The following is a 17,862-nucleotide window of genomic DNA, read 5'->3' as shown; positions in this document are numbered from 1 at the left end:
CGCTGCGCACTTTTCCTGGAGTTGCTCTAGGTCCTTTGACGCTCCATCATGTTGCGCGGTGCAGTCAGTATCCAGACAAGTCCGGCCGGACGGAAATCGACCTCGACATGGCCGCTGAAGGATGCCGCGGCATGGGTTTTCGTGACGGTGGTGCCGAAGCCGGTCACGCTGGGCGGTTTGACTGTGGGACCGCCGGTTTCGCTCCAGACGAAGCGGATCATGGTGCCAGTTTCAGCGACTTCATTCGTCCATTCGATGGTGATCTTGCCCTCCGGCGCAGAAAGCGCACCATATTTGACCGAATTGGTGGCAAGCTCATGCAGGATCAGGCCGAGATTCTGCACCGCTTCCGGCTTCAAGAGGAAGTCGTTGCCGAGGACGTCGAGCTGTTGAGGTCCCTGCAGGAAGGTCGCGAGATGAATGTCGATCACGCGGCGCAGCGACACGCCGGACCATTGTTCGCTGGTCAGGACCTCGATCGAGCGTGCCAGGCCTTCCAGGCGGTCGGCGACCGCCCGCTGGAATGTATCGACGCTGTCCGCCTGCCGTGCGAGCTGGCGCGTCATTGCCTGGGCGAGTGCCAACAGATTCTTGGTGCGGTGGACGAGCTCGTGCATGACGAAATGCAGCCGGTCCTCCGTGACGCTGCGGTCGAAGGATGCGTTGGAAAGCGCAACGGCCACCTGGTTTGCCTCGATAACGCTGGTGTCAACGGGCGACACTATTTCGCCTCTACCCATGCGGTCTGCCATGTCGGCTATACTCTGGATGGTCGTGCGCACCTGGCGCGCCAGAGCATAGACGGCGATCAGCGCGATCAGCAGCAGCGTCACCCCGCCATAGATCAGGAATCGCCAGGTGCTCATCAGCGACTGCTGTGCGGACGCTATCGGTCCCCAGACGACGGCCTTCCAGGACCAGCCGGAGATCTGGGCATAGCCGAGCACCGCATTGGGGAGAGTCTTTTCATCCTGGTAGACACCGCTGGATGCGATCAGCTTCGGCAGAATATCCTTATTGAACGTGTCTCCCGGAGCAAGGGTCGTCGGGCCACCAGCGGCAACGACATGGCCGGATTTATCCACAACCGCCGCGGACCAGCCGGGCGGCAGGGCTTGCGTCGTCACGAGCTTGGCGAGCTCGTCGGCATCCTGGGTTACAGCCAAAGCGGCGCCGGCTGGCGAATGTTCGAGGGGCAGGGTGACGTTGTAGACCCAACGGCGGGCGTTGGGCCCCATGAAGACGTCGGATGCCTCGATGCGCCCGGAGTTCAGCGCCGATTGCAGCGCTGCGATGTTACCGGTCTTGCCGAGTGGTTTTCCAAGCGGCCAGCGGGTATTCAGCCGAAGCTGGCCATCCTTTTCCATGAGCAGCACGAAGAGCGAATCGGTGCGCAGGACCGTTTCCGTGCGGGCGAAGAAGGTGGCAATGTCGTTGCGTTCGAGTTCCGGCGAGGAAGACAGGAGACGCAATGTCGTCGCCATGTCCTGCAATTGGCGATCGATGACGCGCGAAAGCGCCTGCGCATCCTGAACGGTGTCACCCTTCAGCACATCGCGCTCATTATTTTCGAGCTGAACCAAAAGCAGCGCGACGAAGGCGAGAATGGGCAAGGCAATCGCCAGAGCGATGGCGATCAGATAGGCACCAATCGACGCTTTCGGAAAATGCGGCTTTCTCATGAAGCGATCAACCGATCGTGCCTCGATGAGGATACGACGCGCCGGCAAACGCAAATAGAATGGTATTGGTCATCATGCCAAGCGCCCCCGTGCCCCGATCCGAGCTACATGCTCCAGAAGCGCCATGTTAGGGCTCGGTAATTTTCCTTGCAACATCTGAAAAGTCATTATTGCGAAATCGTAAGCGATCTCGGGTATTTACGACTGTGGCAACGCATCCCTGCAGTTGCGCTGACCGCCTCATTCTCAAGCTAGGAAAAGCGAGAGAGCCGGAACGGCGCAAGCTCGTGTGCTTCGCTGCCATCGACGATTTCCTGCGCGGCGAGCAGGCCGACGAGCGGTGCGAGCGTAACGCCGGAATGCAGAACTGCGAGGTAGAGGCCGGGTGCCGCACCGGTGCTACCCAAGATCGGCAGGCCGTCTTTCGGCGTCGGGCGATAACCGACGGTGTGGAAATCGAGCTCCAGCGCCTCGCCGCCTTTCAATGCTGCTCTGACCTTGGCGAAGAGCGCGTCGGCAGCTGCTTGAGGATTATCGCCGGGATCGGTGCCGCCGAAGTCGCCGCCGGCTATGATTCGTCCTTCTGCCGTTTGGCGCAGATGCAGTTCCGGTGCCATCACCAAGCCGTTCAACATTTTCCTTACGGGTCGGGAATGGACGATGAGCCCCGGAGGTGTTTCAAGCGGCACGAGAATATCCGCCGAGGCGGCAAGTGCTGCCGCGCCTGCACCGGCAGCCAGAACGACATGATCGGCGTGCATCGGCCCTTCGCTCGTTTCGATACCGACGATCCGCTCGCCCTGCCTCAGCAGACCTTTGACTTCGACACTGGATGACAGGATCGCTCCCCGACGGCGGGCATCTTCCAGTAGCAGTTTGGCGGCGGCAGCGGGTTCGACTGCGCCTTCTTCCGCGACGTGCAGAGCATAGTCGGGCGGATTGGCCAGATTCGGTTCGAACATCGCAACCGTCGCCCGGTTGACCGGCTGTATGCCATAGCCCCAGCCATGGTGCTGCGCCGCATAGGCATCCAGCTCCGGCTCGGGAAGATCCCAGCTGAGGCCACCGCACCAGGATAGAGGGATGTCAGGCAGATCTGCCTTCAGCCTCGACCACTCAGCCATCGAGCGATGACGGACACGGAAGTAGAATTCCGGATTGCCCCAGCTGGCATTGATCCAAGCGAAGGAGTTCGGGGTGGCAACGCCGCCGGTCTGCTGTGCGACCACCGTTACCGATGCGCCCCTGCGGCTTAAATGCCAGGCGATGGAAGCCCCGATGATGCCGGCGCCGATGACGATGATTTTCTGCGGGGAGGGCATGTCTTTGTCTCGCTTGAACGGATGAGCCCGAGACTACAGCATGTCGCGCAAAAGTGGGCAGCGGTTTTTGCGATAACGACATGCGCAAAATCGAAGACCAGGGCAAAGAAAAGCCGCCGGGCAGGGATTGCCGGCGGCTGGATATCTTTACTGCGATATGCCCCGTGTCAGGCGCCGGCGCCGACGCGAGCCAGGCCGTCTCTGGCCGGCTGATAGTTGGGATCGAGGTTGACCGCGTGTTGATAGGAGCGGCGGGCTTTCGCCTTGTCGCCTTTTCGCTCATAGACGAATGCCTGGTTTGCCCAGGATTCGGCGAGCTTGTTGTTCAGCTCGATCGCATGGTTGAAATCGGCAAACGCGTTGTCGTCGTCGTTCTGTGCAAGGTAGGAGATGCCGCGGCTGTTGTAAGGTTCCGGCGAGTTCGGCGACAGCGAGATCGCCTTGGAGAAATCGTCGATCGCCTTATCCTGCTGATTGCGCTTCTGGTAGATCACGCCTCGGCCGTTATAGGCGCGGCCGTCCGTCGTCCCGAGGCTGATGGCCTTCGAATAATCGTTGAAGGCGTCGTTGTCGCGGCCGGACTGACGGTAGAGGTTGCCGCGGCCGATATAGGCGACGTCGTAGTTCGAGTTGATCTGCAGCGCAGCATTATAGTCCGCGACCGCTTCCGGCAGCTTACCCATGTTGCGATAGATGAGCGCGCGGTTGGCATAGGCCTGGTAGAATTTCGGATTGAGCTGGATCGCTTGATTGAAGTCGGCAAGGGCGCGGTTGAAATCACCGCCGCGGCCATAGGCCGTGCCGCGCACATTGTAGCCTTCCGGATCCTGCGGATTGGCATTGATGACTGACGTCAATGAGGCGATATTTTCGGACGAGCCCTGAGCCTTGTCGATCTGGATCACATTATCTGTCGTAGCCGTCTGGCAGCCGGAAAGGCTGATCGCGGCAAGTATCGCCAAAGCAGGCAGCACCGCGGCGCGCTTCGAAACGGGTAAAGAGAGGTTCGAAGTGCGGAACTTTACGGAAGTCGTCATTGCCATTATCGGGTTCGCTTTCCCCATGCGTCATATCAGGCTGTTCTGATTTAATCCGATTTGCGTAGAGAATAAATCAAAAAGGCGGCGGCGAACGACTCGCCCCCGCCACACATGCATCTGAAAACGTCGAAAAAACGGCGATTACTTGGCAACAAGGCCTTCGCGCTGAGCGCGCTTGCGAGCAAGCTTGCGAACGCGACGAACAGCTTCGGCCTTCTCGCGAGCACGCTTCTGCGACGGCTTTTCATAGTAGTCGCGCATCTTCATTTCGCGGAAAATACCTTCGCGCTGCATCTTCTTCTTGAGAGCGCGGAGAGCCTGGTCGACATTGTTATCGCGGACAAGTACCTGCACGAGAATCACGTTCCTTTGGTTTGGTTGATGCCAGCGGCGACGGCAGCGCCAGGAGGCAAAAATATAACGTTCGCGCGGCCACAGCCTTGCGATTGGGAGGCGGGATAGCAGATCGGTTTGTCAAAGTCTAGCCAGATCGTGAGTTTGCAGAGGAAAAAGCTAGTTGTCGAGGGTTGAATTGAGCCGGCGATACCTGCTGCGCTTTCACGAAGGCGCTTGAAAGAGGGATTGGCAGATCCCGATCTTTGCGACACTGACATGCTTATGTGAGCATTTCGGATCAGAATCATTCGTGAGCTGCGGGGGATTCGAGCAGCCGTCCGAAACGAGAGGGAATCACTTTATGCAACCGCATCGCTTTATCGCTGTTGGGAAAGCGCTTGCTGCGCTCGCGCTCAGCCTTGTAGTACTCACTGCGATGTTTGCGCCTGCCGCAGCCGGCGAAGTGCGTTTTGGTAAGAATGTGCGCATCGGCGGCCATGATTTTTCCAATCAGACCTACGACAGCAAACATCGTGCGAGAATTTATCTCTACAATGGAAAGCCACGAAAAGAGGGATGCGTCTGGCGCAAGGACGGTCATGGCGGGCGCGTGAAGGTCTGCCATCTGCAGCGCAAATAATCGGCTAAGAGGTCGTAAGCGGGGCAGGCGGGAAGGCGGCAATCTTAACCGTGTCGAAAGACGGTCCTGAATGCGTCGCAAAAGAGCCGTTGTGTCGGTTTTTGATTTGCGATTTGTATGACCCAGAAAAAGGGCGTCTTGCCTGAAGGAGTTGAGGGCGAATGCGTAAATACTCGGTTTTTGCCGTGGCACGGGAAGCGATGCGGGCTCACAAGGGCTGGGAGGCTCAATGGACCTCGCCGGAGCCGCGCAAGGAGTATGACGTCATCATCGTCGGTGGCGGCGGTCATGGCCTGGGTGCGGCCTACTATCTCGCCAAGGAGCACGGCATCACCAATGTCGCGGTGATCGAAAAGGGCTGGCTCGGCGGCGGCAATACCGGCCGCAACACGACCATCATCCGCTCGAACTATCTCTATGAAGAGAGCATGCACATCTACGAGCATTCGATGAAGCTCTGGGAAGGGCTGTCTCAGGATCTCAATTATAATGTCATGTATTCGCCGCGCGGCGTGATGATGCTGTCGCACAATGTGCATGACCAGCAGTCCTTCAAGCGTCACATCCACGCCAACCGTCTCTATGGCATCGACAATGAATGGCTGACGCCCGAGCAGGCTAAGGCTTATTGTCCGCCGCTCGATATTTCGAAGACGGCCCGCTATCCGATCAACGGTGCCGCCCTGCAGCGTCGCGGCGGCACGGCGCGCCACGATGCGGTCGCCTGGGGCTTTGCGCGCGCCGCTTCCGATCGCGGCGTGCACATCATCCAGAATTGCGAAGTGACCGGCATTCGCCGCGGGCCTGATGGCCGCGTCACCGGCGTCGACACGAGCAAGGGCTTCATCGGCGCCAAGAAGATCGGCGTGTCCGCAGCCGGCCACACCACCGTCGTCATGCAGATGGCCGGCGTGCGCGTGCCGCTGCAATCGAGCCCGCTGCAGGCGTTGGTCTCCGAGCCGCTGAAGCCGATCTTCCCCTGCGTCGTCATGTCGAACACGGTGCACGCCTATATCTCGCAGTCCGACAAGGGCGAGCTCGTCATCGGCGCCGGCACGGATCAATATAATTCATACAGCCAGACCGGCGGCCTGCAGATCATCACCCATACGCTGGATGCGATCTGCGAGCTCTTCCCGATGTTTCGCCGCGTGAAAATGATGCGCTCCTGGGGCGGTATCGTCGACAATACGCCGGATCGTTCGGCAATCCAGTCGAAGACGCCGGTGCCTGGGCTCTATGTCAATTGCGGCTGGGGCACGGGCGGTTTCAAGGCGACGCCGGGTTCGGCCAATCTCTTTGCCCATCTGATTGCCCGCGACGAGCCGCACAAGTTCAACGCCGGGCTGAATCTGGATCGCTTCCGCACCGGCCGTCTGATCGATGAGGCGGCGGCAGCCGCCGTGGCACATTGATGCTGGCCGCGGTCGGGATCGCTCTTGCCGCAGGGCTTTCCCTGCCGGGCGGAGCGATCGCGACCGAAGTCAGCGATCTTATTCCGGGGGTCAAGGATTTTCGCATGCAGGTGATCCACAAGGCAAAGAACGAGGCCGACTGGCCCTTCGTGGCTGAAAGCGGTGTGATTGCCTGCGCCAAGGTGCTGAACAAGCCGACGGTCTATTTCGTGCCGGACCAGACGCCCGAGGCGACGAGGGCGTTTGCGATCGACACCGATCTGCTGGGCATGAGCCTGGTCAATCTGGGGATGACCAACGTGCTGAAGCCCTATGGATCGCTGGAGGCGCTGCTGAAGCGCATAACACCTTTCGTCATCATGGGGCGGCAGCTTTGCGCGCAGCCTCCCGGCACAAGCCTTACAGGCTCCGAGCTTTAACACAGGTAGAAAACGATGCTGCTGATTTACTGCCCCTATTGCGAGGAAGAGCGTTCGGAACTCGAATTCCGCAACGCCGGCGACGCGCATATCGTGCGGCCGGCCAATATTGCCGGGATCTCGGACGAGGAATTCGAGGAATATTTCTTCCTGCGCGACAACCCGAAGGGGCTGATCTTCGAGCGCTGGCGGCATATCCATGGCTGCGGCCGCTTTTTCAATGCGGCGCGCGATACGGTGAGCGATCACTTCTACCGAACCTACAAGGCCGGCGAACCGAAGCCGGATCCGGCGACGCTCAAGCCTGGCGCGGCCGAACCGGTGGCGCAGCAACAGAACGAACAAGAAAAGACGGTACCAACAGAGGGATTTGCTGAATGAGCGGCGCCAATCGTATCGCGGGCAAGGGGCGTTTGACGCCGGCCAGAACCGCTCGCTTCACTTTTGACGGCAAGACCTATACCGCGCTCGAAGGCGATACCGTCGCCTCGGCGCTGCTTGCCAACGGCGTTCATCTCGTCGGCCGGTCCTTCAAGTATCACCGGCCGCGCGGTATCCTCTCGGCTGGAGCCGAAGAGCCGAACGCACTGCTCGATATCTCGCGCGATGCGGCGCGGCGACAGCCGAACGTACGTGCCAGCGTGCAGGAAGTTTTCGACGGCATGAAGGCTCAGTCGCAGAACCGCTGGCCGTCGCTCGCTTTCGATATCGGTGGCGTCAACAATCTGATGTCGCCCTTCTTTGCCGCCGGCTTCTATTACAAGACCTTCATGTGGCCGAAGTCGGCCTGGAAGCATATTTACGAACCCTTCATCCGCCGTGCTGCCGGCCTCGGCGTTGCGCCGACGGAAGAGGATCCGGATCATTATGCCGGCCGTTACGCCCATTGTGACGTTCTTGTCGTCGGTGCCGGCGTTGCCGGTCTTTCCGCGGCGCTCGCGGCTGCTGAAACCGGCGCTAAGGTCATCCTCTGTGATGAGCAGCCGGAGGTCGGCGGCGCGCTCCGCTTCGACACCGGCATCAAGATCGACGGTGTCGGAGGCTATGAGTGGGCGCAGGCTATCGTTGCCAAGCTCAAGGCGATGCCGAATGTGCAGGTGCTGACCCGCACGACCGCCTTCGGCTACTACAACCATAATTTCTTCGGCCTTGCCGAACGCGTAACCGACCATCTGGCGAAACCCGGCCGCGACTTGCCGCGCGAGCGCCTATGGCAGGTCCGTGCCAAGCGCGCGATCCTGGCGACAGGTGCGATCGAGCGCCACATGGTGTTTCCGAACAACGACCGCCCGGGCATCATGCTCGCTTCGGCGGCGCGTGCCTATCTCAACCACTATGGCGTCGCCGTCGGTGCGAAGATCGGCGTCTACACGGCGCATGATTCGGCCTATGAGGCCGCCTTCGATCTCAAGCGCGCCGGCGTTTCCATCGCTGCCATCGTCGACAGCCGCGCGCGCCCGGGGGAGGCGGTTCTCGCCGAAGCAAAGCGGCTCGGCATCGAGGTGATGACCGACTATGCCGTTGTCGATACATCAGGCAAGCTGCGCGTCTCCTCGATGACCGTCTCGCGCAACGGCAGCTCCGCAACCCGCAAGATCCCGGTGGATGCCCTGCTGGTTTCGGCGGGTTGGACGCCCTCCGTTCATCTCTTCTCGCAATCGCGCGGCAAGCTGAAATTCGATACGGAGAAGCAGCGCTTCCTGCCTGGCACCTATGTTCAGGATTGCCTTTCGGTCGGCGCCTGCAATGGCACGGACGGGCTGCAAGCCGCGATCGAGGAATCGCTTGCCGCGGGCGAGCTGATGGCGCGCGCGACGGGCAGCACCAATGGCGGCGAGAAGATCCAGCTCCAGGCCGAGCAGGCTTTCGAGTGGACAGGCGGCATGATCGGTGCTGCCGAAGGCGCGGGACCGGATACGAATGCCAAGGCTTTCGTCGATTTCCAGCACGATGTCTGCGCCAAGGATATCCGCCTTGCCGTTCGCGAGGGCATGCATTCCATCGAGCATATCAAGCGCTTCACCACCAACGGCATGGCGTCCGACCAGGGCAAACTATCCAACATGCATGGCCTGGCGATCGCTGCCGAAATGCTCGGCAAGGATATTCCGCAGGTCGGTCTCACCACCTTCCGCGCGCCCTATACGCCCGTTACCTACGGCACGTTGATCAGCCATTCGCGCGGGGCTCTATTCGATCCCGCCCGCAAGACGCCGATGCATGCCTGGGAAGAGGCGCATGGCGCGATCTTCGAGGATGTCGGCAACTGGAAGCGCGCCTGGTTCTATCCGCGTGCCGGCGAGACCATGCATCAGGCCGTCAATCGCGAATGCCGTACGGCGCGCGAAGTGGCTGGCGTGTTCGATGCCTCGACGCTCGGCAAGATCGAAGTGGTCGGGCCGGATGCGGCTGAGTTTTTGAACCTCCTCTACACCAACGCCTGGGATACGCTGAAGCCCGGCCGCTGCCGCTACGGCATCATGACCCGCGAGGATGGCTTCGTCTACGACGATGGCGTCGTCGGGCGCCTTGCCGAGGATCGCTTCCATGTGACGACGACGACCGGCGGCGCGCCGCGCGTGCTGCATCATATGGAAGACTATCTGCAGACCGAGTTCTCGCACCTGAAGGTGTGGCTGACCTCGACTACAGAGCAATGGGCTGTTATCGCCGTACAGGGTCCGAAGGCACGCGAGATCATCGAGCCGCTTGTCGAGGGACAGGATCTTTCCAATGAGGCCTTCCCGCATATGAGTGTGGCCGAGTGCAAGGTCTGCGGCGTGCCGGCGCGGCTGTTCCGCGTCTCCTTCACCGGTGAAGTCGGCTATGAAATCAACGTGCCGGCCGACTACGGCCAGTCGGTCTGGGAGGCCGTATGGGCTCGCGCCGAGCCGCTGGGCGCCTGCGCCTACGGCACCGAGACCATGCACGTGCTGCGCGCCGAGAAGGGCTATATCATCGTCGGCCAGGATACCGACGGCACGGTGACACCTGACGATGCCGGCCTTGCCTGGGCCGTTTCCAAGAAGAAGACCGATTTCGTCGGTATTCGCGGTCTGAAACGGCAGGATCTAGTCAAGGAAGGCCGTAAGCAGCTCGTCGGTCTCGTCACCCGCGATCCGAAGGTGGTGCTGGAGGAGGGCGCACAGATCGTTGCCGATCCGAATGAGCCGAAACCGATGACAATGCTCGGCCATGTGACCTCTTCCTATTGGTCCGAAAATCTCGGCCGCTCCATCGCCTTCGCGCTGGTGGCCGGCGGGCGCGAGCGCATGGGCAAGACGCTCTATGTGCCGATGCCCGACAAGACGATTGCCGTCGAGGTGACGGATCTGGTGTTCTTTGACAAGGAAGGAGGCCGGATCAATGGCTGATCTCGCTACCCGCAAACTGCCGCTCGCCGGCCGCCACGGCGGTTCCTCGACCGTCCGGCTGACGCCAGCCGCTCCTGCAAGCCGCATTTCGCTGCGCGCGCCTGCGGATTCAGTTCATGGTCTTTCGCAGGCGCTCGGTCTTCAGCTGCCGACCCGCCCGAAGACCTCGGCCAGTGGCAATGGCCGTCATGCCCTGTGGCTCGGCCCGGACGAATGGCTCGTCATCGATGAAAACGGTGCCGAGCTGGTCGGCGTGGCTGCATCGTCTGGCGTGCTGCATTCAGCGACCGATGTCTCGCATCGCAATACCGCGGTCATCATCTCCGGTCCTAGCGCGGAAGCGACGCTTGCCGCCGGCTGCCCACAGGATGTTTCGTTGAGCGCATTCCCAATCGGCGCCTGCTCGCGCACCTTGCTCGGCAAGGCGGAAGTGGTGATCTTGCGGCTCGACGAGGAGACATTCCGCGTCGAGGTCTGGCGCTCCTTCTCCGACTATGCTTTCGGTCTTCTGGCCGAAGGCGCGGATGATGCTGGGCTTTAACCCTCTTCCGGCCGATCCTTCGGGTCGAACTGGGATATGGTGGTCCATGTCGCAGTCAGCGCCGGTTTGCGTTCGTTTTCGATCTCGACGGTCACGTCATAGGTCAGCATCAGCATGTTGGCGCCGCGCAGCCGGGTTTCGGCGAGCGTGAACCGACCTCGCACCTGTGCTCCGCATTTGACCGGCGACATGAAGCGGATCTTCTCGAAGCCGTAGTTGATGCCCATGGTCTGTTCGCGGATTTTCGGCAATGCGCTGTAGTTCATCGCTGAGAGCAGCGAGAGAGTCAGGAAGCCGTGGGCGATGGTGCCGCCATAGGGCGTTTCCGCCTTGGCGCGTTCGGGATCGACGTGGATGAACTGGTGATCGAGCGTCGCATCGGCAAAGGTGTCGATCATCGTCTGGTCGACGGTGATCCAGTCGGAAACGCCGATCTCAGTTCCCGCAAGCTTCATGATCTCAACAAGCGAAATTTCGCCGGGCATTCCATCCTCGTCAGTCTGTGTCGTCAAAACTCTTTCTGGCGAATCGAGACTGAAAGTGCAACCGGGATCAGTTTTCGACAAAGAAAGCGACGGAGCGGGCGGTAATGGCGATCTGCTCCCCGGCTGGCTTTTCGCCTGCCACCGTCAGCAGAGACCAGCCGCCGCTCTCGGACGCCGGCAATGTAACGGAGTGCTCGTCTGCGGCGCGATTGAAGACTATGGCGAGCCGCGTCGATCGGCCGGTGGCGCGATCCTCTGTCCGTAGCGCCATGCCGAGCACGGCCGCTCCCGGCGCCTCCCAATCCGGCACCGTCATCGGCGTCCCTGCGCTTGAGAACCAAAGCACGTCGCCATCGCCGCGGAAGAAATTCATGTCGCCAAAGGCCGTGAAGCGGCGACGGAGGCCGGCGAGCCGGGCGGTATGGCCGATCAGTTCCTCGTCCAGCAGCTTCCAGTCCACCCAGGTGATGGCGTTGTCCTGGCAATAAGCATTGTTGTTGCCCTGCTGGCTGCGTCCGCCTTCATCGCCTGCTGTCAGCATGATCGTGCCGCGTGTGGCAAAAAGCGTCGACAGCATGGCTTCGATATCGGCGCGGCGCTTGGACTGTATTACCTGATCGTCCGTTTTTCCTTCGAAACCGTTGTTCCAGGAGAAGTTTTCGTTGTGGCCGTCGCGATTGTTCTCGCCATTGGCCTCATTGTGCTTGTTCTCGTAGGAAACGAGATCCATCAGCGTGAAGCCGTCATGGGCGGCGAGGAAGTTGACGCTGCGCGTCTGCGTGCGCCCGTCACGGCCGAAGATGGAGGAGGAGCCGGCAAGGATCGTTGCCAGATCGCCGATGCCGGCATCGCCGCGCCAGAAGCGGCGCAGGTCGTCGCGAGCGCGGTCGTTCCATTCGAGGAAAGGTGCCGGGAAATTCCCGAGCTGATAGCCGCCCGGGCCGATGTCCCAGGGTTCGGCGATCATGACCCGATCCTGCAGCATCTCGTCCGCCAGCATGGTGCGAAGCGTCATGCTTTCCAGATCGAAGCCCTTGCCGTTGCGTCCTAGCACGGTGGCGAGATCGAAGCGGAAGCCGTCAATTCCAGCATTCCGGACGAAATGGCTGAGGCTGTCGACAATGAGCTTTCGCGTTGCCGGCTGATCGCAGGCGACGGTGTTTCCCGTGCCGGTATCGTTGACCAGCGTTCCGGGCTGGTCCGGCAAATGACGGAAATAAGTGGGGTTGTCGAGGCCGCGCAGGGATAGTGTCGGGCCTTGGCGGTCGCTCTCGCCGGTATGATTGAAGACGAGATCGAGGATGACCGCGATGCCTTCGGCGTGAAGGGCAGCGACCGTCTCGCGCAGCTCCTTCATGCCGCCGGGCACAAGACGCGGGTCGAGTGCCATGAAGGCGACCGGATTGTAACCCCAGCCATTGGTGAGGCCGAGCGGCGGCAGATGCCGTTCGTCGATCCATGCGGTGATCGGCATCAGTTCGACGGCGTTCACCTGCAGGCGCTTGAGATGCGCGATGATGGAGGGATGGGCGAGGGCGCCGACTGTGCCACGCTGTTTCGCCGGCACGTCGGGATGCAGCATGGTGAAGGGCTTTACCGCGATTTCGTAGATCAGGCCGCCCGGCTGAAACAAGGGCTTGGCTCGCTTTATCGCGATATCGCGCGAGACGATCGCCTTGGGCATCAGGTCCTGCGTATCCGCGCCGAAGATCCCCAGGCGCGGATCGTAGCGAAATGGCCGGTCTATTTCCTTGGCGTAGGGATCGACCAGCAGTTTGGAGGGGTCGAACCATAGGCCTTGGTCGGGATCGTATGAACCATGGGCTCGCAGGCCGTAGCGCGTGCCTTCCCCGGCATCTCTAACAAAGAGTCGATGCTCATCGCCGTCGTGTGCGAGCGGAAGCCGCGCGATTTCCTTGTGGCCCTCAGCGTCGAAGAGACAGAGATCTATCTGCTCGGCATGCCTGGAATAGACGGCAAATTCAACACCCGAGTCGGTGAGGGTCGCGCCAAGGCTGCGGGTTGTCGGTTCTGACATGTCTCGCGGGCTTTCCGGATCGCTGGATATTGTTCCCTCACCCCGCCTGCGGGGAGAGGGCTAGGGTGAGGGGCAGAGGTTCGGCATAGTGTGCAGTCGCGGTGAATTTCGAGAAGGCCCCTCATCCAACCAGTCGCTGCTTCACTTCGTTCCGCTGCTCCTGGCCACCTTCTCCCCGCATTGCGGGGAGAAGGAGCTTAAAACCTAAAACTCAGGTAATCACAGTCGGCGCGTTACGGCCGGTGCGGCCCTTGATGTCGGCGATTTCCTGGGCAGCCGTGATGAGATCGGCTAGCGCTTCCTGGGTCTCGATATTGTGACGGGTCGGATCGGGCTCGTAGCGCTCGATATAGACGCGCAGCGTGGCGCCGGTGGTGCCGGTGCCGGAAAGGCGGAAGACCACGCGGGAGCCGCCTTCGAAGAGGATGCGGATGCCCTGGTGCTGGCTGACCGACTTGTCGACCGGGTCGTGGTAGGCGAAATCGTCGGCGGCGGAAACGGTGAGATCGCCGATTTTCGTGCCCGGCAGGGTCGGCAGCTTTTCGCGCAGCGCTGCAATCAGGCCGTTGGCAGCGTCTGTGTCGACACCTTCATAATCGTGGCGCGAATAATAGTTGCGGCCATAGGTGGCCCAATGCTGCGTCACGATATCGATGACGCTTTCGCCGCGTACAGCGAGGATATTCAGCCAGAGCAGCACGGCCCAAAGGCCGTCCTTTTCGCGAACGTGGTTCGAGCCGGTGCCGGAGCTTTCCTCGCCACAGATCGTCGCCATGCCCGCGTCGAGCAGATTGCCGAAGAACTTCCAGCCGGTCGGCGTTTCATAGATGCCAACGCCACGCTTTTCGGCAACGCGATCGGCCGCGCCGCTTGTTGGCATCGAACGGGCGATGCCGGCAATGCCATGCGAATAGCCGGGAGCGAGGTTAGCGTTGGCCGCCAGGATCGCCAGGCTGTCGGACGGGGTGACGTAGATGCCCTTGCCGATGATGAGATTGCGGTCGCCGTCGCCGTCCGATGCTGCACCGAAATCGGGCGCGTCGTCGCTCATCATGTCGTCGTAGAGCTCCTTGCAGTAGACAAGGTTCGGATCCGGGTGATGACCACCGAAATCCGGCAGCGGCAGGAAGTTGCGCACCGATCCGTCCGGGGCGCCGAGGCGGATCTCGAAGATTTCCTTGGCATAAGGGCCGGTGACGGCACTCATCGCGTCGAAGCAGATGCGGAAGCCGAGACTGATCAGGTTGCGGATCGCGCCGAAATCAAACAGCTCCTCCATGAGGGCCGCATAGTCTTCGACGGGGTCGATGACCGAGACGATCATGCCGCCGACATCCTCGCGGGCAATGCGGTCGAGGTTGATGTCCGGGAAGTCAGCGATCTTGTAGCTGTCGATCACCTTGGAGCGCTCATAGATGGAGTCGGTGATCTTTTCGGGCGCCGGGCCGCCATTGCTGATGTTGTATTTGATGCCGAAGTCTTCGGTCGGGCCGCCGGGATTGTGGCTGGCCGACAGGATGATGCCGCCGAAGGCCTTATACTTGCGGATGATGTTGGAGGCTGCGGGCGTCGAGAGGATGCCGCCCTTGCCGACCATCACCTTGCCGAAGCCGTTGGCGGCGGCCATTTTGATGGCCTTCTGGATGACTTCGCGATTGTAGTAGCGGCCGTCGCCGCCGATGACCAGGCACTTGCCCTGATAGCCTTCGAGCGAATCGAAAATCGACTGGATGAAGTTTTCCGCGTAGTTCGGCTGCTGGAATACGGGAACCTTCTTTCGCAAGCCCGAAGTGCCGGGTTTCTGATCCGCGTAGGGGGTGGTCGGTACGGTTTTAATCATCGGGTTAAGCGCCTCTCGAGACTAGACTGGAGTAGAGAGCGACATAGCGTTCTGCGCTCCTGCCCCAGGATACGTCGGATTTCATGCCCTGCTTTTGCATCTGCGTCCAGACCTTTCGATCCTGGAAGAGGTGCATCGCGCGGCGCATGGCCTGCAACAGCCCCTCCGCGGTGACGGGTGAAAATTGAATGCCGGTCGCGACTTTTGCCTGCAGCGCGGCGTGGTTGGCGTCGATAATCGTATCGTTCAGCCCGCCCGTTCGCGCAACGATCGGCAGGCAGCCATAGCGTAAGCCATAAAGCTGCGTGAGACCACAGGGTTCGAAACGCGAGGGGATGATAATCGCGTCGCAGCCGGCCTGCATCAGATGCGACATGGGCTCGTTGTAGCCTGCCGAAACGCCGACGCGACCGCGGTGACGGCCGGCTGCGGCAAAGAGCGCCCCCTCCAGCGCCGCGTCGCCTGCGCCGAGAATTGCGAGCTTGCCGCCCATGTGGACGATCTCGCTCGCAACCTCCGCCAGAATATCCATGCCCTTCTGCCAGGTGAGGCGGCTGACGACGCAGAAGATCGGACCATCATCCTCGTCGAGGCCGAAATGCTCGACGACCCGATGGCGGTTGATGGCGCGATCCTTCAGCGTCGCCGCGCTATAGGTTTGCGCGATCATCGGATCGGTCGCCGGATTCCAGATGTCGTCGTCGATGCCGTTGACGATGCCGTAGAGATTGTAGGCCTTGCTGGCGATGACACCTTCGAGGCCCATGCCGAATTCCGGCGTCAGGATTTCCTCGGCATAGGAAGGGCTGACGGTGGTCAGGGCATGTGCCGTCTGCAGCCCACCTTTCAGGAAACCGACATCGCCGTAATATTCGATGCCTTCCACCGAGAAAGCATGTGCCGGCAGGCGCAGGCCTGGGAAGATATCGGCGCCGAACTGGCCCTGGAATGCGATGTTATGGATAGTGAGGACGCTCGGCAATTCCGGCGTCGGATAATAGCGCATGTAGACCGGCACCATGGCAGACTGCCAATCATGCGCATGAACGAGATCCGGTCGCCAGCCGGGCAAGAGGCCGGCGGCAATCTCGGCACCGGCGAGAGATAGCGCCGCGAAACGCCGCCAATTGTCGGGATAGTCCTTGCCCGTCGCATCGACATAGGGGCCGCCGGTGCGGCTATAATAAGCCGGTGCGTCGAGCACGAGGAAGGAAATGCCCGCATGCTCGACTTCCAGAATGGTGGCTGCCTCGCCAAGAAGATCCGGAAGCTCCAGACGGGCAACCGGATCGCGAATGGCTTTCATAACCGCAGGATAGCCTGGGATGAGGGTCTTGGTTTCGACGCCATAGGGCTTCAGTGCAATAGGCAGGGCGCCGACCACATCGGCCAGACCCCCTGTCTTGATCAAGGGGAAGACTTCGGACGAAACCGAGAGAACCTTCATAGGTTACAGATCCAGCTTGTCGACCATCGATTGGGTGATGAGGCAGATGCCGCTTTCCGTGCGGCGCCAGCGTTTGGCATCCAGTTCCGGATCTTCACCGACCACCAGACCTTCGGGAATGGTCACGCCATGGTCGATGACGACATTCTTGAGCTGTGCCCGGCGGCCAACCTTGACGCTCGGCAACACGACCGCACCTTCCAGCTTGGAGTAGGAATTGGCGCGCACGCCCGTAAAGAGCAGGCTGTTGTAGAGGCTGGCACCGGAAATGATGCAATCGCCGGCGACGACGGAGGAGACTGCCGAACCGCGGCGGTCCTCGTCGTCATGGACGAATTTGGCCGGCGGGCTGATTTCCGCATAGGTCCAGATCGGCCAGGACTTGTCGTAGATGTCAAGCTCCGGCACCACGGCGGTCAGGTCGATATTGGCTTGCCAGTAGGCATCGATCGTGCCGACATCGCGCCAATAGGCTTCGCGCTCGAAATCCGAGCGAACGCAGGACTGCGTGAAGCGATGGGCGACCGCCTTACCGTTCTTGACGATATGGGGAATGATGTCCTTGCCGAAGTCGCGGCTGGAATTCGGGTCGGCTGCATCGCGCTTCAGGCATTCGATCAGGAACTTCGTATGGAAGACGTAGATGCCCATCGAGGCGAGCGCGAAATCGGGATTGCCGGGGATGCCCGGCGGATCGGCCGGCTTCTCGACGAAATCTATGATCCGGTCCTTGTCATCGACATGCATGACGCCGAAGCCGACGGCCTCCATGCGCGGCACTTCCAGGCAGCCGATGGTGACGTCTGCACCGGAATCGACGTGCTGCTGCAGCATCCATTCGTAGTCCATCTTGTAGATATGGTCGCCGGCGAGGATTACCATATATTCCGGGCCGTAGGGCTCGATGATGTCGATGTTCTGGTAGACGGCGTCCGCGGTGCCTTCATACCATTGCGTTTCCGAGACGCGCTGCGAGGCCGGCAGGATATCGAAGCTTTCGTTTCGCTCTGGGCGGAAGAAGTTCCAGCCGCGCTGCATATGGCGGATCAGCGAGTGCGCCTTATACTGCGTCGCGACACCGATGCGGCGGATGCCGGAATTGAGCGCGTTTGACAGCGCAAAATCGATGATTCTGGTCTTGCCGCCGAAATAGACCGCTGGCTTGGCACGGCGGTCGGTCAGTTCTTTCAGGCGGCTGCCGCGCCCCCCGGCAAGAACGTAGGCCATGGCATCGCGCGCCAGCGGCTGGAAACGTTTTTCTACCATTTTATTCCTCCCTGTCC

The 17,862-nt window shown here is 60.9% G+C and carries 15 protein-coding genes; 5 read left to right on the top strand and 10 right to left on the bottom strand.

What is annotated here, in order from left to right:
• Positions 1 to 26 precede the first annotated feature (26 nt).
• The 5 genes from ACK83U_RS12720 to ACK83U_RS12700 all read right to left on the bottom strand — a co-directional run bounded on the left by ACK83U_RS12720 (position 27) and on the right by ACK83U_RS12700 (position 4,981).
• Complete coding sequence (locus ACK83U_RS12720; RefSeq protein WP_112335301.1) at positions 27 to 1,682, bottom strand: sensor histidine kinase; 1,656 nt, start codon at positions 1,680 to 1,682, stop codon at positions 27 to 29.
• 251 nt (positions 1,683 to 1,933) lie between these two features.
• Positions 1,934 to 3,004: an NAD(P)/FAD-dependent oxidoreductase gene (locus ACK83U_RS12715; protein ID WP_112602844.1), complete on the bottom strand. Its 1,071-nt coding sequence runs from the start codon at positions 3,002 to 3,004 to the stop codon at positions 1,934 to 1,936.
• A 167-nt stretch (positions 3,005 to 3,171) separates the two neighbouring features.
• Positions 3,172 to 4,047 (bottom strand): tetratricopeptide repeat protein, encoded by an 876-nt coding sequence (locus ACK83U_RS12710; protein WP_112335161.1) that lies wholly within the window; start codon positions 4,045 to 4,047, stop codon positions 3,172 to 3,174.
• Between the two features lie 138 nt (positions 4,048 to 4,185).
• A complete protein-coding gene (gene rpsU / locus ACK83U_RS12705; protein WP_004117638.1) occupies positions 4,186 to 4,398 on the bottom strand; it encodes a 30S ribosomal protein S21 in 213 nt (70 codons plus the stop codon).
• A 286-nt stretch (positions 4,399 to 4,684) separates the two neighbouring features.
• Entirely contained in the window at positions 4,685 to 4,981 is a 297-nt protein-coding gene (locus ACK83U_RS12700) for a hypothetical protein (protein ID WP_162707987.1), read from the bottom strand.
• A 200-nt stretch (positions 4,982 to 5,181) separates the two neighbouring features.
• On the opposite strand from ACK83U_RS12700, the gene ACK83U_RS12695 reads away from it, so the two are divergent.
• From ACK83U_RS12695 to ACK83U_RS12675, 5 genes are read left to right on the top strand one after another with little or no spacing between them, the layout of a single operon-like run.
• A complete protein-coding gene (locus ACK83U_RS12695; RefSeq protein WP_112602841.1) occupies positions 5,182 to 6,435 on the top strand; it encodes a sarcosine oxidase subunit beta family protein in 1,254 nt (417 codons plus the stop codon).
• Positions 6,435 to 6,854 (top strand): hypothetical protein, encoded by a 420-nt coding sequence (locus ACK83U_RS12690; protein ID WP_112602839.1) that lies wholly within the window; start codon positions 6,435 to 6,437, stop codon positions 6,852 to 6,854. The genes ACK83U_RS12695 and ACK83U_RS12690 overlap by 1 nt, the downstream gene beginning before the upstream one ends.
• A 15-nt stretch (positions 6,855 to 6,869) precedes the next feature.
• Entirely contained in the window at positions 6,870 to 7,235 is a 366-nt protein-coding gene (locus tag ACK83U_RS12685; protein ID WP_112602837.1) for a sarcosine oxidase subunit delta, read from the top strand.
• Complete coding sequence (locus ACK83U_RS12680) at positions 7,232 to 10,228, top strand: sarcosine oxidase subunit alpha (protein ID WP_112602835.1); 2,997 nt, start codon at positions 7,232 to 7,234, stop codon at positions 10,226 to 10,228. The genes ACK83U_RS12685 and ACK83U_RS12680 overlap by 4 nt, the downstream gene beginning before the upstream one ends.
• Positions 10,221 to 10,769: a sarcosine oxidase subunit gamma gene (locus ACK83U_RS12675; RefSeq protein WP_412474614.1), complete on the top strand. Its 549-nt coding sequence runs from the start codon at positions 10,221 to 10,223 to the stop codon at positions 10,767 to 10,769. Before ACK83U_RS12680 ends, ACK83U_RS12675 begins: the two co-directional genes overlap by 8 nt.
• Here ACK83U_RS12675 and ACK83U_RS12670 read toward each other — a convergent pair.
• The 5 genes from ACK83U_RS12670 to glgC all read right to left on the bottom strand — a co-directional run bounded on the left by ACK83U_RS12670 (position 10,766) and on the right by glgC (position 17,845).
• Entirely contained in the window at positions 10,766 to 11,254 is a 489-nt protein-coding gene (locus ACK83U_RS12670) for a MaoC family dehydratase (protein WP_112602833.1), read from the bottom strand. The two genes, ACK83U_RS12675 and ACK83U_RS12670, sit on opposite strands and share 4 nt — an antisense overlap.
• 67 nt (positions 11,255 to 11,321) lie before the next feature.
• Positions 11,322 to 13,292: a glycogen debranching protein GlgX gene (glgX, locus tag ACK83U_RS12665; protein ID WP_112602831.1), complete on the bottom strand. Its 1,971-nt coding sequence runs from the start codon at positions 13,290 to 13,292 to the stop codon at positions 11,322 to 11,324.
• Positions 13,293 to 13,503: 211 nt separating this feature from the next.
• A complete protein-coding gene (locus ACK83U_RS12660; RefSeq protein WP_412474613.1) occupies positions 13,504 to 15,132 on the bottom strand; it encodes an alpha-D-glucose phosphate-specific phosphoglucomutase in 1,629 nt (542 codons plus the stop codon).
• Between the two features lie 4 nt (positions 15,133 to 15,136).
• Positions 15,137 to 16,579 (bottom strand): glycogen synthase GlgA, encoded by a 1,443-nt coding sequence (gene glgA, locus ACK83U_RS12655; protein ID WP_112400681.1) that lies wholly within the window; start codon positions 16,577 to 16,579, stop codon positions 15,137 to 15,139.
• Positions 16,580 to 16,582: 3 nt separating this feature from the next.
• A complete protein-coding gene (gene glgC, locus ACK83U_RS12650; RefSeq protein WP_112602829.1) occupies positions 16,583 to 17,845 on the bottom strand; it encodes a glucose-1-phosphate adenylyltransferase in 1,263 nt (420 codons plus the stop codon).
• Between the last annotated feature and the right edge of the window lie 17 nt (positions 17,846 to 17,862).

The organism is Rhizobium sp. WW22 (genome assembly GCF_047041135.1).
In the GTDB taxonomy this organism is placed as follows: domain Bacteria; phylum Pseudomonadota; class Alphaproteobacteria; order Rhizobiales; family Rhizobiaceae; genus Rhizobium.
This window is presented reverse-complemented; position numbering and strand designations above follow the sequence as displayed.